This window comes from Variovorax sp. GW531-E2 (assembly GCF_059423125.1).
Map to the genome: position 1 here is coordinate 134,411 of NZ_JBWKXQ010000003.1, position 15,736 is coordinate 150,146.

Annotated in this window: 15 protein-coding genes; 11 read left to right on the forward strand and 4 right to left on the reverse strand. The window is 70.9% G+C overall.

Annotation, left to right across the window (positions count from 1 at the left end):
* Positions 1-70 precede the first annotated feature (70 nt).
* The 4 genes from AC07XP_RS03475 (at position 71) to AC07XP_RS03490 (ending at position 4,888) form a co-directional block, all read left to right on the forward strand.
* The gene (locus AC07XP_RS03475) at positions 71-1,225 is read left to right on the forward strand and encodes a CaiB/BaiF CoA transferase family protein (protein WP_495263807.1); all 1,155 of its coding nucleotides are present in this window, start codon (positions 71-73) and stop codon (positions 1,223-1,225) included.
* Between the two features lie 54 nt (positions 1,226-1,279).
* Positions 1,280-2,248, forward strand: a complete 969-nt coding sequence (locus AC07XP_RS03480; RefSeq protein WP_492685375.1) for a Bug family tripartite tricarboxylate transporter substrate binding protein — start codon at positions 1,280-1,282, stop codon at positions 2,246-2,248.
* Between the two features lie 8 nt (positions 2,249-2,256).
* Positions 2,257-4,065, forward strand: coding sequence for an acyclic terpene utilization AtuA family protein (locus AC07XP_RS03485; RefSeq protein ID WP_495263808.1), 1,809 nt, complete (start codon positions 2,257-2,259; stop codon positions 4,063-4,065).
* A 199-nt stretch (positions 4,066-4,264) separates the two neighbouring features.
* Positions 4,265-4,888 carry a hypothetical protein gene (locus AC07XP_RS03490; RefSeq protein WP_495263809.1) on the forward strand — a complete coding sequence of 208 codons (624 nt, stop codon included), beginning with the start codon at positions 4,265-4,267 and terminating at the stop codon, positions 4,886-4,888.
* 16 nt (positions 4,889-4,904) lie between these two features.
* Here AC07XP_RS03490 and AC07XP_RS03495 read toward each other — a convergent pair whose 3' ends face one another.
* Positions 4,905-5,450, reverse strand: coding sequence for an SRPBCC family protein (locus AC07XP_RS03495; protein ID WP_495263810.1), 546 nt, complete (start codon positions 5,448-5,450; stop codon positions 4,905-4,907).
* 40 nt (positions 5,451-5,490) lie between these two features.
* The gene (locus AC07XP_RS03500) at positions 5,491-5,838 is read right to left on the reverse strand and encodes an ArsR/SmtB family transcription factor (RefSeq protein ID WP_070059311.1); all 348 of its coding nucleotides are present in this window, start codon (positions 5,836-5,838) and stop codon (positions 5,491-5,493) included.
* Between the two features lie 175 nt (positions 5,839-6,013).
* Between AC07XP_RS03500 and bla the strand changes: the two genes are divergently transcribed.
* From bla to AC07XP_RS03525, 5 genes are all read left to right on the forward strand, one after another.
* The gene (gene bla / locus AC07XP_RS03505) at positions 6,014-6,901 is read left to right on the forward strand and encodes a class A beta-lactamase (RefSeq protein ID WP_369632409.1); all 888 of its coding nucleotides are present in this window, start codon (positions 6,014-6,016) and stop codon (positions 6,899-6,901) included.
* A gap of 50 nt (positions 6,902-6,951) precedes the next feature.
* Entirely contained in the window at positions 6,952-7,947 is a 996-nt protein-coding gene (locus tag AC07XP_RS03510) for a LysR family transcriptional regulator (RefSeq protein WP_495263811.1), read from the forward strand.
* Positions 7,948-8,088: 141 nt separating this feature from the next.
* Entirely contained in the window at positions 8,089-9,660 is a 1,572-nt protein-coding gene (locus AC07XP_RS03515; protein WP_495263812.1) for an AMP-binding protein, read from the forward strand.
* Positions 9,661-9,680: 20 nt separating this feature from the next.
* Positions 9,681-10,919, forward strand: a complete 1,239-nt coding sequence (locus AC07XP_RS03520) for an acyl-CoA dehydrogenase family protein (RefSeq protein ID WP_369632412.1) — start codon at positions 9,681-9,683, stop codon at positions 10,917-10,919.
* 34 nt (positions 10,920-10,953) lie between these two features.
* Positions 10,954-11,952: a Bug family tripartite tricarboxylate transporter substrate binding protein gene (locus AC07XP_RS03525; RefSeq protein WP_495263813.1), complete on the forward strand. Its 999-nt coding sequence runs from the start codon at positions 10,954-10,956 to the stop codon at positions 11,950-11,952.
* A gap of 10 nt (positions 11,953-11,962) precedes the next feature.
* Here AC07XP_RS03525 and trhA read toward each other — a convergent pair whose 3' ends face one another.
* Entirely contained in the window at positions 11,963-12,586 is a 624-nt protein-coding gene (gene trhA / locus AC07XP_RS03530; RefSeq protein WP_354347693.1) for a PAQR family membrane homeostasis protein TrhA, read from the reverse strand.
* 205 nt (positions 12,587-12,791) lie between these two features.
* Between trhA and AC07XP_RS03535 the strand changes: the two genes are divergently transcribed.
* Entirely contained in the window at positions 12,792-13,787 is a 996-nt protein-coding gene (locus AC07XP_RS03535; protein WP_495263814.1) for a sialic acid TRAP transporter substrate-binding protein SiaP, read from the forward strand.
* On the opposite strand, the gene AC07XP_RS03540 is transcribed toward AC07XP_RS03535, so the two are convergent.
* Positions 13,784-14,803, reverse strand: a complete 1,020-nt coding sequence (locus tag AC07XP_RS03540; protein WP_495263815.1) for an AraC family transcriptional regulator — start codon at positions 14,801-14,803, stop codon at positions 13,784-13,786. The genes AC07XP_RS03535 and AC07XP_RS03540 overlap by 4 nt on opposite strands.
* Positions 14,804-14,943: 140 nt before the next feature.
* On the opposite strand from AC07XP_RS03540, the gene AC07XP_RS03545 reads away from it, so the two are divergent.
* Positions 14,944-15,735 carry a crotonase/enoyl-CoA hydratase family protein gene (locus AC07XP_RS03545; RefSeq protein WP_495263816.1) on the forward strand — a complete coding sequence of 264 codons (792 nt, stop codon included), beginning with the start codon at positions 14,944-14,946 and terminating at the stop codon, positions 15,733-15,735.
* Position 15,736 lies beyond the last annotated feature (1 nt).

Sequence of the window (15,736 nt, forward strand, 5' to 3'; positions counted from 1 at the left end):
AGATCAATGCGCGACGCCGAGACTGGCGCATTCGATACACGGAGACAAGGGGCCCACGCGCCCCCGTGACATGGACACCAAAATTCTGGAAGGCATCCGGGTGCTCGAGCTCGGACAGGTGCTGGCGGGGCCCTTCGCGGGCGCGATCCTGGCCGACCTCGGCGCCGACGTCGTGAAGCTCGAGCGCGTCGAGGGCGGCGACGACGCGCGCCACATGGGCCCGGCGTTCCGCCACGGCGACGCGCTCAACTTCCACGTCTTCAACCGCGGCAAGCGCTCGGTCGCCATCGACCTGAAGAGCGAAGAGGGCATGGCGGCTTTTGAGACCCTCGCGGCCGGCGCCGACATCCTCATCCACAACCTGCGCCCGGGCGTCACGCAATCGATGGGCATCGACGGCGCCTCGTTGTGCGCGCGCCATCCGCGGCTCATCTACTGCGAAATCTCGGCCTTCGGCCACACCGGCCCGCTGCGCATGCAGCCGGGCTACGAGCCGCTGATCCAGGCCTTCAGCGGGCTGTCGAGCATCAACGGCGGGCCTGACGATCCGCCGATGCGCACCGGCGCCTCGGTCTGCGACCAGGGCACCGGCATGTGGGCCGTGATCGGCGCGCTGGCGCTGCTGCAGCGGCGCCACCTCACGGGGCGGGGCGGCGTGGTGAGCACCTCGCTGCTGGAGACCGCGCTGGTCTGGACCGGCCAGAAGGCCGACGCCTACGTCAACGAAGGGCGACTGCCCGAGCGCCACCGCTCGGGCCATCCGGGCTTTGTGCCCTACGAGTCTTTCGATACCGCCGATGCGCCGCTTCTGATCTGCTGCGGCAACGACCGGCTCTTCGCCAAGTTCGCGCATGAACTCGGGCGCGACGACTGGACCACCGACGCGCGCTTTGCCGGCAACCGGCAGCGGCTGCAGCACAAGGTGGCGCTGTTCGACGAGATCGGCCCGCTGCTGCGCGCGCGCACCCGCGCCGACTGGATGGCGCGCTTCACCGCCGCCGGCGTGCCCTGCGCGCCGGTGCACACCGTGCCCGAAGCCGTCGCGCATCCTCAGGTGGAGGCACTGGGCATGCTGCAGCCGGTGCCGGGCGAAGACTTCCGCCTCACGGCGCTGCCGATGTCCATCGACGGCGTGCGGCCCGCGCACCGCGCGGTCGCGCCCCGGCTGGGCGAGCACAACGCGGCGCTCGGCGCACCGCCGGTGCCGCCGCGCGACGGCGCCTGAGCGGCCGCACCTTTTTTCCTGTTTCAAGAACTACATCCCACCGGAGACAAACTCATGCGCACTTCCATCTTCCGCCTCGGCGCGGTCCTGGCCTTCGCGGTCGCGGCGGCGGCACCTGCCCACGCGCAGGACTACCCCGCCAAGCCGCTCACCGTCGTCGTGCCCTTCGCGGCCGGCAGCGGCACCGACCAGCAGGCGCGCAGCTTCGCGCAGGCCCTGACCGTCGAATACAAGGTGCCGGTGATCGTGGAGAACCGCGCCGGCGCCAGCGGCTTCCTGGCCGCGCAGTACGTCGCCAAGGCCGCGCCCGACGGCTACACGTTGCTGATGACCACCAACACCACGCACGCCGCCAACGAGCACCTGTACAAGAAGCTGCCCTACGACCCGGTGAAAGACTTCACGCCCGTCGCGCTGCTGTCCAAGGGCCACATGCTGCTGCTGGTGGGGGCCGATTCGCCGATCAAGTCGGTGGCCGACCTCGTGGCGGCGGCGAAGAAGTCGCCGGGCAAGCTCAACTTCGGCAGCGGCAGCTCGTCCAGCCGCGTGGCGAGCGAGCTGCTCAAGCAGATGGCCGGCATCGACATGGTGAACGTGCCCTACAAGAGCAACCCGATGGCCATCACCGACCTGCTGGGCGGGCAGGTCGACTTCATGTTCGCCGACGCGCCCACGGCGCTGCCGCACGTCAAGAGCGGCAAGCTGCGCGCGCTGGCCGTGAGCGGCGACAAGCGCCTGGCCGCCGTGCCCGCGCTGCCGACCGTGGCCGAGGCGGGCGTGAAGGGCTACGACATGTCGTACTGGACGGCCGTCTACCTGCCGCCGGGCGCGCCCGCGGCCGTCACGCGCAAGCTCAACGAGATGCTGGTGAAAGTGTCGGCCTCGCCGGCCATCGTCGCCTACCAGGCCATCTCCAGCGGCGAGGCCGCCACCGGCACGCCCGAGGCGCTCGCGAAGTTCCAGGCCGCCGAGTCGCAGAAGTGGGGCCGCGTGATCCGCGCCGCCGGCATCGAGCCCGAATGAGCGGCGCGATGAACACGCCCCACACGCAGCAGAAGACCGTGCGCATCGGCGGCGCCTCGGGCTTCTGGGGCGACAGCAGCACCGGCGCACCGCAGCTCGTGGCGCACGGCGGCATCGACTACCTCGTGTTCGACTACCTGGCCGAACTCACGATGTCGCTGCTGGCCGGCGCGAAGCTGAAGAACCCCGACGCCGGCTACGCCACCGACTTCGTCACCACCGCCATGGCCGCCGTGCTGCCCGACGTGATGCGCCAGGGCATCCGCGTGATCGCCAACGCCGGCGGCGTGAACCCGCGCGCCTGCGCCGCCGCGCTCACGCAACTGGCGGCCGGCATGGGGCTCGCGCCGCGCATCGCCGTGGTCACCGGCGACGACGCGCTGCCGCACGCCGAAGCGCTGCGCGCGCAGGGCATCGGCCACATGGGCACGGGCGCACCGCTGCCCGAACGCCTCGTGAGCGCCAACGCCTACCTGGGCGCCGTGCCGATCGCGCGGGCGCTCGACGCCGGCGCGCAGATCGTCATCACCGGCCGCTGCGTCGACAGCGCCGTTACGCTCGGCGCGCTGATGCACGAATTCGGCTGGGCCGATGACGACTGGGACCACCTCGCGGGCGGCAGCCTGGCCGGCCACATCATCGAATGCGGCGCACAAGCCACCGGTGGGCTGCACACCGACTGGGAGCAGGTGCCCGACTGGGCCCACATCGGCTACCCGGTGGTCGAATGCGCGGCCGACGGCAGCTTCGTCGTCGGCAAGCCGCCCGGCACCGGCGGGCTGGTGAGCCGGGCCACCGTGGGCGAACAACTGCTGTACGAGATCGGCGACCCGGCGGCCTACCTGCTGCCCGACGTGACCTGCGACTTTCGCACCGTGCAGATCGAGGCCGTGGGCGCGGAGCTGGTGCGCGTCTCGGGCGCGAAAGGACGTGCGCCCTCGGGTCGCTACAAGGTCACGGCGACCTACGCCGCGGGCTACCGCTGCAACGCCGAGCTGCTGATCGTCGGCTTCGACGCCGCGGCCAAGGCGCGGCGCAGCGGCGAGGCGATGCTGCGCCGCACGCGCGACCTGTTCGCGCAGCGCGGCTGGGCCGACTTCTCGGCCACCCACATCGACGTGCTGGGCGCCGAGCAGTGCTATGGCCCGCACGCCACCGCCCAGCCGCCGCGCCAGGCGGTGCTGCGCGTGGCCGTGACGCACGCGGACAAGGCGCCGCTCGAGCTCTTCGCGCGCGAGATCTCGGCGGCCGGCACCTCGTGGGCGCCCGGCACCACCGGCCTGGGCGGCGGGCGGCCGTCGGTGGCGTTGTCGATCCGGCAGTTTCCGCTGCTCGTGGACAAGGCGCTGTTCACGCCCGTGGTCGAGATGGCGGGCGAGTCGTGGCCCGTGGCCGTGAGGGCGCAGGCGGCGGAGGTCGCCATGGCCGATGAGGTGGCGTCGCAGGCAGACGCCACCGACCCGGACACGGACGATGAATGGCTCGAAGTGCCGCTGATCCGCCTGGCCTATGGCCGCAGCGGCGACAAGGGCGACGTCTCGAACATCGGCATCCTCGCGCGCGAGCCGCACTACCTGCCGGTGCTGCGCGCGCAGCTCAGCGCGCAGGCCGTGCGCGCCTACATGGCGCACCTGGTCGAAGGCGAGGTGACGCGCTACGAGCTGCCCGGCATCGGCGCCTTCAACTTCGTCTGCGAAGCGGCGCTGGGCGGCGGCGGCATGGCATCGCTGCGCACCGACCCGCTGGGCAAGAGCATGGCGCAGATCCTGTTGTCGATGCCGGTGCGCATCGCGTCCCGCCGGCTGCGCGCGGCCTGAGCCGACGCGCCGCCGGGCCCGCGTTTTCAGCGCGGGCCCACGCCGTCGCGCATCGCTTTCGGATTCGTCCGATGGCCTGCCGCGACGGTTTTTCCTAGAGTGCTTCGTTCCCTGGGCGCTGGCCGTTTTCCGGCCGGCCCGCTCTTCCTTCTCTTCGTCAGATGGCCGCCTTTTTTTGTGAAGGCGCTCGAAGCACGCCATGTCCTTGTCCAGATTCCTTTCCTTCCATTCCCGCCCGCGCGCGGGCCGCTGGCTGCTTGCCGCCTCCACGCTGGTCGCGGGCTGCGGCCCCGTCGCGGTCACGCCGTACGTGCCGCTGCCGCCGATGCCGCCGCCTTCCGAACCGATGAACATGGCCGTGCCTGTCGCGGTGTCGGCCACGACCGCGCGCAAGGGGGCCGTGTACCGGCCCGCGCCCGCGGTGGTGCCCGAGCTGGCGCAGGTCGTGTTCTTCCGCCGCGCCACGTCCACGCCCAGCACGGGCGCGGCGCATGTGTATGTCGACGGCGAGTTCCACGCCGCGCTGATGCCCAACGGCTTCACGCGCCTGTGCGTGGCGCCGGGTGCGCATTCGCTGGAGGCCTACATCGACGACGCGCCGCTGTACGCGGGCAAGTCGCAACCGAAGACGCAGGCCGTGCTCGAAGGCGGGCAGACGGTGTTCGTGGCCGTGTCGGAAATGGGCGAGGGCGCGCCGGTGCCCCACGGCAGGGTCGCGGCCGAGCGCCTGCTCAAGGGCGCGCGCGAGCAGCGCCAGGTGATCAGCCGCGCAGTCCGCGTGCAGCCCTGCCGCGCGCCTTCGCAGCCCGCCCGCCGGGCCTGACGCGGCCCGACGGCCTTCAGCGGATGTGCCTCGCGTAGGCCGCCTCGGCGGCCTCCAGCTGCGTCCAGAAGCCTTGCGGCGCGCGCCCGTGCAGCACCTCGTCGAGCACGCCCAGGTGCGCGTGCCAGCCGCTGGCCACGCTCAGCGTTTCCTTGCGGTCGGGCAGGCGGCGGTGCGTGAGCACCAGGTGCGTCGCTTGCGCACCCTGCGGCGACAGTTCGAAGCTGACCTCGGACGCGTCTTCGCGCTCGCTGCCCCAGCTGATGACCAGCAGGGTCGGCGGCTCGATGCGCAGCACGCGCGAGTGCTGCACATGGGTCTCGCGGTAGGCCGCGAAGCGCTCGGGTGCCACCTCGCCCGACAGCTCGGTGTGCTGGAAGCGCAGCTCGAACACCGCGCCCGGCGCCTGCGCCATGGTGCCGCCGGCCAGCCAGCGGCGGCGCTTCTCGGGATCGACGAGGTAGGTCCACACGCGGTCGATGGGGCCGGGCAGGGTGCGCTCGATGCGCAGGGTGCCGGGCTCGGTCTGCGTGCCCTGGCTGTGCTTCAAGGTCGTGGTCATGGGTCGGTGCTCCTTGGGTGAATGAGGGGAGAGACGTTGTTCACGCGCTATCGCCGGCATCGCGCCGCAGCGCATCCGCCAGCGCGTCCAGGCGGTGGTTCCAGAAGACTTCGTACGCGCGCAGCCACGCATCGGCCGTGGCGAGCGCCGCCGGTTCCAGCCGGCACACGTGCGCGCGGCCCTGCACGGTGCGCGACACCAGCCCCGCGCGCTCCAGCGTCTTGACGTGCTTGGAGGCGCCCGCGAAGGACATGCGAAACGGCGCGCCCAGCTCGCCCACGCTGCACTCGCCCTGCGCGAGCAGCTGCAGCATGGTGCGCCGCGTGCTGTCGGCCAGGGCGTGGAACACGGCGTCGAGCCGTTCGTCTTCGATTTCAAGTTCAACCATAAAGTTGAATATAGATCGGTCCCGAAGAAAATTCAACCCAAAGGTTGAATGATGTAATGGCGTTACACCTGATACACCCGGGACGCCGTGCGCGCTCCGGGCGCTGGAAGCGCGGCGGCGGCGCTCCTACGATGCCTTTCATTCCATCCACTCGCGAAAAGAAAGACACACGCACATGAACCCTCTGATCCAGCGCCGCACCCTGTTGCTCGCCGCCGCCGTGACCCCGCTCGCCGGCGCCTGCAGTGCATGGCCGAAGAAGGGCGCGCAGTCGGACGCCGAAACGCAGCTCGCCGAACTCGAGCGCGCCTGCGGCGGGCGCCTGGGCGTGTCGGGCTTCCACACCGGCAGCGGCGCGCGCCTGCAGCACCGTGCGCACGAGCGCTTTCCGCTGTGCAGCACCTTCAAGCTGGTGCTCGCCGCGGCCGTGCTCGAACGCAGCGCGACCGACGCCAGCCTGCTCGGGCGCCGCATCAGTGTCGGCAAGGGCGACCTGGTGTCGCACTCGCCGGTCGCCGAGAAGCACCTCGCCACCGGCATGACCGTGAACGAGATGTGCGCTGCCACCATGCAGTACAGCGACAACGCCGCCGCCAACCTGCTGCTGAAGGTGCTGGGCGGGCCGGCCGCCGTCACCGCGTTCGCGCGGCGCATCGGCGACACCACCTTCCGCCTCGATCGCACCGAGCCCGAGCTGAACACCGCCATTCCCGGCGATCCGCGCGACACGACCACGCCCGCAGCCATGTCCGACACCGTGCAGCGGCTGGCGCTGGGTGATGCGCTCGGCGCGCCGCAGCGCGAGCAGATGCGCGAATGGCTGCTCGGCAACACCACCAGCACCGAGCGCTTCCTGGCCGGCGTGCCCAAAGGCTGGCGTGTGGGCGACAAGACCGGCGCGGGCTCGTACGGCTCCACCAACGACGTCGGCGTGCTGTGGCCGCCGTCGGGCGCGCCGCTGGTGCTGTCGGTCTACCTGACCTTCCCCGACAAGGACGCGAAGGGCCGCAACGACGTGGTTGCCTCGGCCACGCGCATCGCCGTCAAGGCCCTGGCAGGCTGAGTCAGCGACGGGGCCACAATGGGCGGCCCCATCTTTCTCCCGCCCGCCCCATGGACCTGAGGTCTCTTCGCTATTTCATCGCGGTGCTCGAAGCCGGCAGCCTGTCGCGCGCGGCGGCGTCGCTGTACGTGGCGCAGCCCGCGCTGACCGCGCAGATCAAGAAGCTCGAGGCCGAACTCGGCACGCAGCTGTTCGACCGCTCGCACGTCGGCGTCACGCCCACGGCCGCGGGGCTGCAGCTGTACCAGGACGCGCGGCGCCTGCTGTCGGATGCCGCCGCCATGCGCGAGCGGCTGCAGCGCGCGCCCGACGGGCCCGAGGGCTCGGTCACGGTGGCGGTGCCGTTCCTGTTGGCCTCGCTGCTGCTCGGGCCGGTGCTGGCGCGGCTGAAGCAGTCGCATCCGCGCATCCGCGTGTTCGTGATCGACGACCTGAGCCTGATGGTGCGCAAGGCGATGGTCGATCGCCGCGCCGACATCGGCCTGCTGGTCGACACCCCCAGCGTTGAAGGGCTGGACGTGCGTCCCTTCGTGCGCGAAGGCATGTTCCTCTGCGGCTTCGATGCCAAAGGAGAGGTGGCGGCACTGCTCGGAAAAAGCGCGAAGGGCGGGCGCGGGAAGAAGGGGGCGCCCGCGCGTCCCACGGTGCCTTTCGCGCGCGCGGCGAACCTGCCGCTGGTGCTGCAGTCGCGCCGCTTCAGCATCCGCCAGCGCGTCGAGGCGGCGGCCGAGGCCGTGGGCGTGGAACTCAACGTGGTGCACGAGCACGACTCGGCGCGCGTGCTGCGCTCGCTCTACCTGGCGGGCGCGGGCTTCACGGTCACGCCCGCCTGCGCGCTTGCGGACGGGCCGGGCGATCAGCCGAACTGGTTGATTGCACGCATCGTCGAGCCCGAGCTGGCGCGCACCTACCACCTGGCCACGCCGGCCGGCAAGGTGCCCGATGCGGCCACGCAGGTCGTGAGGCAGGCGCTGGCCGACCAGGCGCGATCGATGATCGCCTCGGGCCGCTGGGACGCGCAGTTCCTGGGCGACGGCAAGCCATAGCCATCGCGGGCAGGAGGATCGCGCGCCAGGGCCATCATCTTTTGTGATGGCCGCGCATCAGCAATCGGTATTTGTTGTGCGGCGGCGTTGTTTGCGAAAGTTCTCCCCACGGTGCACAGGCACCGGCCTCAAGGAGACAACTTGCCCTCACTTTCGCCCGAGGTCGCCAACGTCGGCGAACTCGCATCCCGCGCTGCCCGCCTGCATGCCCGGCAGATCGCCGTGACCAGCCCGCAGCGCGCCTGCACCTACGAACAGCTCGACCGGCGCGCCAACCGCCTGGCCAATGCCCTGCGCGGCCTCGGCCTGCAGCGCGGCGACCGCGTGGGCGTGTACCTGCCCAACTGCGTCGAGATCGTCGAGCTGGAGCTGGCCTGCTACAAGGCCGCGCTGGTGAAGGCGCCGATGAACGCGCGGCTCGCACCGGTCGAGGTGGCCGAGGTCATCGAGAACAGCGACGCCGCGCTCATCGTCACCACCGCCGCGCGCGCCGAGACCTTCCTGCCACTGCTGAAGGGCGCGGCACCCAAGCTGCTGCTGCTCGACGCCGCCGAAGGCGCGCCCGCTTCCTACGAAGGCCAGCTGGCGCGCGCGAGCGACGCCTTCACCTGCGAGCGCGTGCGCGCCGACGAGCTGGCGGTGCTGCACTACACCTCGGGCTCCAGCGGCGTGCTCAAGGCCGCGATGCAGACCTTCGGCAACCGGCTGGCCCAACTGCGCAAGTTCCTCTCGCGCAGCGAAGGCCTGCGCCCCGGCGACCTGCTGGGGCTGGTGGGGCCGATCACGCACGCCTCGGGCATGCAGATCGTGCCGGCGCTGTGCAGCGGCGCGACCATCCGCCTGTTCACCGGCTTCGAGCCCGCGCGTTTCCTGGACGACATGAAGAAGGAGCGCGTGACCCACACCTTCATGGTGCCCACCATGATCAACATGCTGCTGGCCGAGCTGCAGGGCCGCTACCGGCCGCTGCCCGACCTGCAGCGCCTGGGCTACGGCGCCGCGCCGATGGCCCCCGCGCGGATCATGCAGGCGATGGACGTGTTCGGCCCCGTGCTGTCGCAGGGCTACGGCGCGGGCGAGACCACCTCGGGCGTGTGCGGCCTCTCGGTGGAAGACCACCTGTTCGCGCGCGCCGCCATGCCCGAGCGGCTGGCCTCGTGCGGCCGGCCCTTCCTCGAATCGCTGGTGGAGATCGTCGACGACGAAGGCCAGCCGGTCGCACCCGGCGAGGTGGGCGAGATCGTGGTGAGCGGCGAGGACATCTTCGCCGGCTACTGGCGCGCGCCCGAGCTCACGGCCGAGGTGCTCAAAGAGGGCCGCTACCACACGGGCGACCTCGCGCGTGCCGACGACGAGGGCTACATCTACATCGTCGACCGCAAGAAGGACATGGTCATCAGCGGCGGCTTCAACGTGTACCCCTCGGAGGTCGAGGCCGTGCTGTACCAGCACGCGGCGGTGGCCGAGGCCTGCGTGTTCAGCGTGCCCGACGACAAGTGGGGCGAGGCGGTGGCCGCGCACATCGTGCTGAAGCCGGGCGCCTCGCCCGACACGGCCGGACTCGACGACTTCTGCGCCGCACGGCTGGCGGGCTTCAAGCGGCCGCGCCGCATCGAGTTCGTCGAGTCGCTGCTGAAGAACGCCAACGGCAAGGTCGCGCGCAAGGCGATCCAGACGCCGTACTGGGCCGGCCACGCGCGGCGCGTCAATTGAACAAGAGGGAAGAGAACGACATGGACACCACGCTGACCCCTTCCGCCGCACCCACCGAGGCTTCGGCCATCCGCGCGCCGCTGTTCGACGGCCCCTTCGAGGGCTCGCCGCGCGCGGCCGAGTTGATCGCCCGCATCGGCGATTTCCTGAACGGCGAACTGGCCGACCTGGTGCGCGAGAAGGGCATCGACCACGAGCACGGCCCCGACAGGGAGACGCTGCGCCACGTCTGGCGCCGCTCGCACGCGATGGGCTTCTACGGCATGACGCTGCCGCCGGCGATGGGCGGCCTGGGCCTGTCGCTGCTCGACCATGTGCTGGTGAAGGAATCGATCTACGCCAGCGGCTCGCCGCTCGCGCCGCATGTGTTCGGCGAGCTCAGCGGGCCACCGCGTGTCGGCGCGCTCGCGAAGTTTGCGACGCCGGAGCAGATGGCGAAGTTCATCCGTCCGGTGGCACAGGCCGAGAAGGCGATCTGCTTCGCGCTCACCGAAGCCGAGGCCGGCTCCGATGCCGGCGCGGTGCAGACGCAGGCGCGGCGCGAGGGCGACGTGTATGTGCTGAACGGGCGCAAGCGCTTCATCTCGGGCTCGCCGTTTGCCGATCTCGCGGTCCTCATGGCGTCCACCTCGGACGATCCGGCGCGCCGCGAGGTGACGGCGTTCTTCGTCGACCTGACGCAGCCGGGCGTCCAGGTGCAGGCGGGCTACAAGACCATGGCGGGCCAGTCGACCACGGGCGACATCGTGCTCACCGATTGCCGCGTGCCGGCCGCGAACCTCATCGGCGAGCCCGGCAAGGGGCTGGCGCTGGCGCTGGGGCGCATCACCGTCAACCGGCTGCTGCACTGCCCGGGCATGGTGGGGCTGGCGACCGTGGCGCTGAAGGACGCGCGCGACTACGCGCGCACGCGCCGCCAGTTCGGCCGCGCCATCGCGCAGTTCCAGGCGATCCAGCATTCGCTGGCCGACATGGCGACGCAGCTGTGCGCGGCGCGCGCGCTGATGCTGTCGACCGCGCGGCAGATCGACGCGGGCGGCGACCCGCGCGCCGAGGCCTCGATGGCCAAGCTGTTCTGCTCGGAGGCCGCGTTCCGCGTGGCCGACGCGGCGGTGCAGATCCACGGCGGCGAAGGCATCGTGCAGGGGCGGCGCGTGGAGTTCCTGTTCCGCATGCTGCGCATGTACCGCGTGCTCACGGGCACCAGCGAGATCCAGAAGAACATCATCGCGCGCGAGCTGATCGGCGATGCGGCCTGAGGCCGAACCAGACAATCAGGAGACACCACAAGCCATGACTCTCATCAATGCCCATCGCCGCGCGCTGTGCGGCGCGATCGCGGCCTCGGCGCTGCTGCCGGCCATCGCGCGCGCAGCGGGCTCGAACGCTTCCGCCTGGCGGCCGACCCGCCCGGTCAAGTGGGTCGTGCCGTACCTGGCGGGCACCGGCCCGGACAACGGCGCGCGCATCCTCGCGGAAGCGCTCGGGCCCTTGCTGGGGCAGCCGGTCGTCATCGAGAACCGGGGCGGCGCGGCCGGCAACATCGGCGCGCGCCAGGTCGCGCGCGCCGCGCCCGACGGCTACACCTGGATCTACTCGAGCGCGCCCATGGCCGCCAACATGCGCATGCAGCAGAACCCGGGCTACGACGCGCTCAAGGACTTCCGCCACATCATGCGGCTGACCACCTCCGACGTGCTGCTGGTGGTGAATTCGGGCTCGGGCATCCAGACCCTGCAGGAGCTGGTGGCGCGTGCGCGCGCCAACCCCGGCAAGCTCGACTACGCCTCGGGCGGCGTCGGCACGCCCTCGCACCTGGGCGTGGAGCTGTTCCTGCAGGCGGCGGGCGTGCAGGCCACGCACGTGCCGTACAAGGGCGCGTCGGAAATCGTCAACGCGGTGCTGGGCAATCAGGTGAACTTCGGCATGCCGATCTTCTCGGTGGCGCTGCCGCACGTGCAGGGCGGCAAGCTGCGCGCCCTGGGCGTGGCCGGCGCCAAGCGCAACGCGGCCTTGCCGCAGGTGCCGACGCTGGCCGAGCTGGGGCTGCGCGGCGTCGAGCTCACGTCGTGGGGCGGTGTCTCGGTGCCGGCAGGCACGCCCGACGCGATCGCTGCGCGCATCTACGAGGTGTTCGGCCAGGCGCTGAAGCAGCCGTCGGTGATCGCCGCGCTGACGGAGCTGGGCAGCGAGGTGAGCCCGTCGACGACCGAGGCCTACGTGCAGGGCTTCGCGAGCGAGATGGAACTGACCGAGCGGATGATGAAGACCGCGAAGCTGCAGCCGTTGTAAGAGGCAGGCTTCAGAGCACGAACCACCCCACGGCCACGTAGTGGCTCGTGGTGCCGGCCAACACGAACAGGTGCCAGGCGCCGTGCGCGTGGCGCAACCCCCGCCGGTTGCGATAGAACACCGTGCCCACCGTGTAGAGCACGCCGCCCGCGACCAGCCAGGCCAGGCCCGTGGCGTGCAGCTTGGCCGCCAGCGGCGCGGCAGCCAGCACGCCGAGCCAGCCCATGCCGATGTACAGCGGCAGCGAAGGCTTCTTCGCCGTGCCGGTCTCGGCGGGTTTCAGTTCGCGCCAGATGCCGAAGCACGCCGCGCTCCAGATCGCCGCGAGCAGCAGCCAGCCCCAGGGGCCTTGCAGCGTGACGAGCGCGAAGGGCGTGTAGGTGCCCGCGATGAGCAGGAAGATCGCGCAGTGGTCGGCGCGCTCCCACAGGCGCTTGCTCCGGCCGCGCGTGCTGTGAAAGAGCGTGGAGGCCGCGTACAGCGCCACCGCCGAGAGCGAGAACACCAGCCCGCCCGCGATGCGCGCCGGGTCGCCCGTGGGCAGCGTCTTGGCGAGCAGCAGCGCGGCGGCCGGCAGCGCGAGCAGCAGGCCGAACAGGTGGCTGTAGCCGTTGAGTCGTTCGCCGGGGTACATGAGGTGCTGAGGTGCGGTGGGGAAGTGGGCGCGTCGGGCGCACGCGGATGCTAGGGAGTGGCCATGACTGCCCCGTGACCGGGCAAACCCTGTCTGGATTCTGGTTGCAAATGTTTACATTCAGCGGCCGGGATGCATTCCCGACACCCGCCGCGTGCTTTGGCGCACCCGCGCCGGCGGGCCTTCTCACCGTGAGGGACTGCCGATGAAAAAACGTTTGATGTCGTGGCGCCGGGCTGCTGTCCTGTGCGTCGCCATGGGGAGCGCCGCTGTCGCTTGTGCGCAAGTGCAGCAGTTCAAGTGGGGGCATATCTACGAGCCCGCGAGCATCTTTCACCAGCAGGCCGAACTGGCGGCGCGCAAGATCGCCGAGCAGTCCGAGGGCAAGATCAAGATCGAGGTGGTGCCCGCCTCGAAGCTGGGGCAGGAGCGCGACTACGCGCTGATGCTCGCCAACGACGCCATGCAGATCGCCTACGTCGGGCAGGCCACGCTGGCCGAGGGCTATCCGCCGCTGGGCCTGGGCAGCTACCCCTTCGCCTTCAAGGACCTGGACCACGTGCGCAAGTACCTCGCGAGCCCGCTGCTCGCGGACCTGATGAAGGGCTACAACGAACGCAGCGGCAACCGCATGGTCGCGTCGGTCTACTACGGCGCGCGGCAGGTGACTTCGGGCAAGCCGCTGCAGCGCCCCGAAGACTTTCGCGACCTGCGCCTGTACGTGCCCGACGCCGCGGCCTACCAGCTCTTCGCCACCGCGCTCGACGCCAAGCCCGTGTCGCTGCCGTTCAACAGCCTGTACGGCGCGCTCAAGAAGAACGAGGTCGAGGCGCAGGAGCATCCGCTGGGCACGGTGCGCGCCAAGCAGCTGTACGAGGTGCAGAAATACGTGCAGCTCACGGGCCACATCTACGACACGCTGGGCATCGTCATCGGCAAGGCGGCCTGGGCCCGGCTCACGCCGCCGCAGCAGGCGATGGTGGAGAAGACGCTGGCCGACACGGCCAAGTGGACCAACGTCGGCGTGATCGCCAGCGAGCTGGAAGACGAGCAGTTCCTGCGCGGCAAGGGCATGACGGTGCAGCCGGTCAACCGCCTGCCGCTGCTGGAGCGCGTGACGAGGCGCTCCACGCCCGAGCAGATGGGCGGGCGGCCGGGCGACTTCGCCAAGCTGCAGGCGCTGGCAGGCGCCGCGAACTAACCGGCCCGCTGCCGGTAGCCGCGCGGCGTGCTGCCGGTCCACGTGCGAAAGGCGCGGTGGAAGGCCGGCGTGTTGTCGAAGCCGACCGAGGCGGCGATGCGGTCGATGGGCTCGCGCGTCTTCACGAGGCGCTGGATCGCCAAGTCGCGCCGCACCTCTTCCTTCAGTGCGCGAAAGCTGGTGCCCTCGGCCGCAAGCTGGCGCGACAGCGCGCGCTCCGACATGTGCACCGCGCGCGCCGCTGCGCCCAGCGTGGCGTCCGAGGCGAGGTGCGCGGCGACGAACTCGCGCACCGTGGCGCTGGTGGTGTCGTGGTCGAAGGTGACGAAGATCCAGTCGTCGGGCGCGCGGCGCACGAAGTCGAGCAGCTCGGCGCGCGTGCGCTGGAAGGTCTGGCGCAGCACCGGTTCGGCAAAGTGCACCGAAGATGTGTCTTGCTCGAACTGCAGCGGGCCCGGGAACAGGTTGGCGTACTCGTCGAAGCGCGCCGGGCGCGGGAACGCAAAGCCGACGCCCAGCACCGGCAGCTGCCGCCCCATGAGCCACGAGGCCACGCCGTGGATCAGCTTGACCATCAGCGCATGGCCGAAGGGCGTGGTGGGCCGCGCGGCGGCTTCCGGGTGCGGCGCGATGGCGATCGTGGCCACGCCGTGGGCGCGCGTCATGCGCAGGCGGTGATCGTCCAGCAGCAGGTTCCAGAAGCGCGTGAAGCGGTACATGGCGACCATGAGCGAGGGCGCGTCGAGCAGGCTGAGCCCGAGGTACTTGAGCGCGCCCGCGCGGATCGGGCGCGACCACAGGCCCAGCATCTCGTCGCCCATGAAGAGCGACACGCACTCGTACATGCGAACGAACTGCTCGCGCGTGACGCGCGCGCCGTCCTGGCGCAGCAGCTGCGGCGAGAGGCCGGCCTGCGCGGCCAGCAGGTCGATGTCGCGCGGGCTCAACTGGCGGCGCGCGCCGCTCAGCAGGTGCTGCAGGAAGCTGACGGCGACGGTGGCGCGCTCTGGCGGCATGACGGGTTCAAAAGACGGTTGGCGGAATCTGCAAATGAATGGGCGCGATCTGCAAGCAATGGCGCGGCGCCCAGGGCTATCGTAGCCCTGAAGCGCCCCATTCCGGTGGCGGAACCCGCAACAACCCAAGGAGCCCTGCCGTGATCGAACGGAACGTCACCCTGCACATGGACGAAGAGGTCGCCGTCGTGACCCTGAATCGTCCCGCCAAGCGCAACGCCATCGACGAGGCCACGCTGGCCGCGCTGGACGCCGTGTTCAGCGCGCTGCCGCGCGAGGCCAAGGCCGTGGTGCTGACCGGCGCGGGGCCGCATTTCTGTGCCGGGCTCGACCTCAAGGAACACCACGACAAGGAGCGCACGGCGGTCGACTTCATGCGCGTGTGCCAGCGCTGGCACAGCACCTTCGACAAGATCCAGTACGGCGGCATCCCGGTGGTCGCGGCGCTGCACGGCGCGGTGGTCGGCGGCGGGCTCGAACTCGCGGCGGCCACGCACGTGCGCGTGGCTGACCCGTCGACCTATTTCGCGCTGCCCGAGGGGCAGAAGGGCATCTTCACCGGCGGCGGCGCGACGGTGCGCGTGGCGCGCATCATCACGCCGAGCCGCATGGTCGAGATGATGCTCACCGGCCGCGTGCTCGACGCCCGCGCCGGCAAGACGCTGGGCCTGGCGCACGAGATCGCCGCGCCCGGCGAGAGCCTGCGCGCCGCGATGGTGCTGGCCAAGCGCGTAGCGAAGAACGCGGCGCTGTCGAACTACGCGATGGTCACGTCGATCAGCCGCATCGCCGACATGTCGGCCACCGACGGCATGTTCGCCGAGTCGCTGATGGCGGCGGTGGTGCAGACCGGCGGGGAAGTGCAGACGCGGCTGGGGGCGTTCGTCGACAAGTCGCTCGCCAAGGTCACGCCCGAGCAAGTGGCGGGTTGAG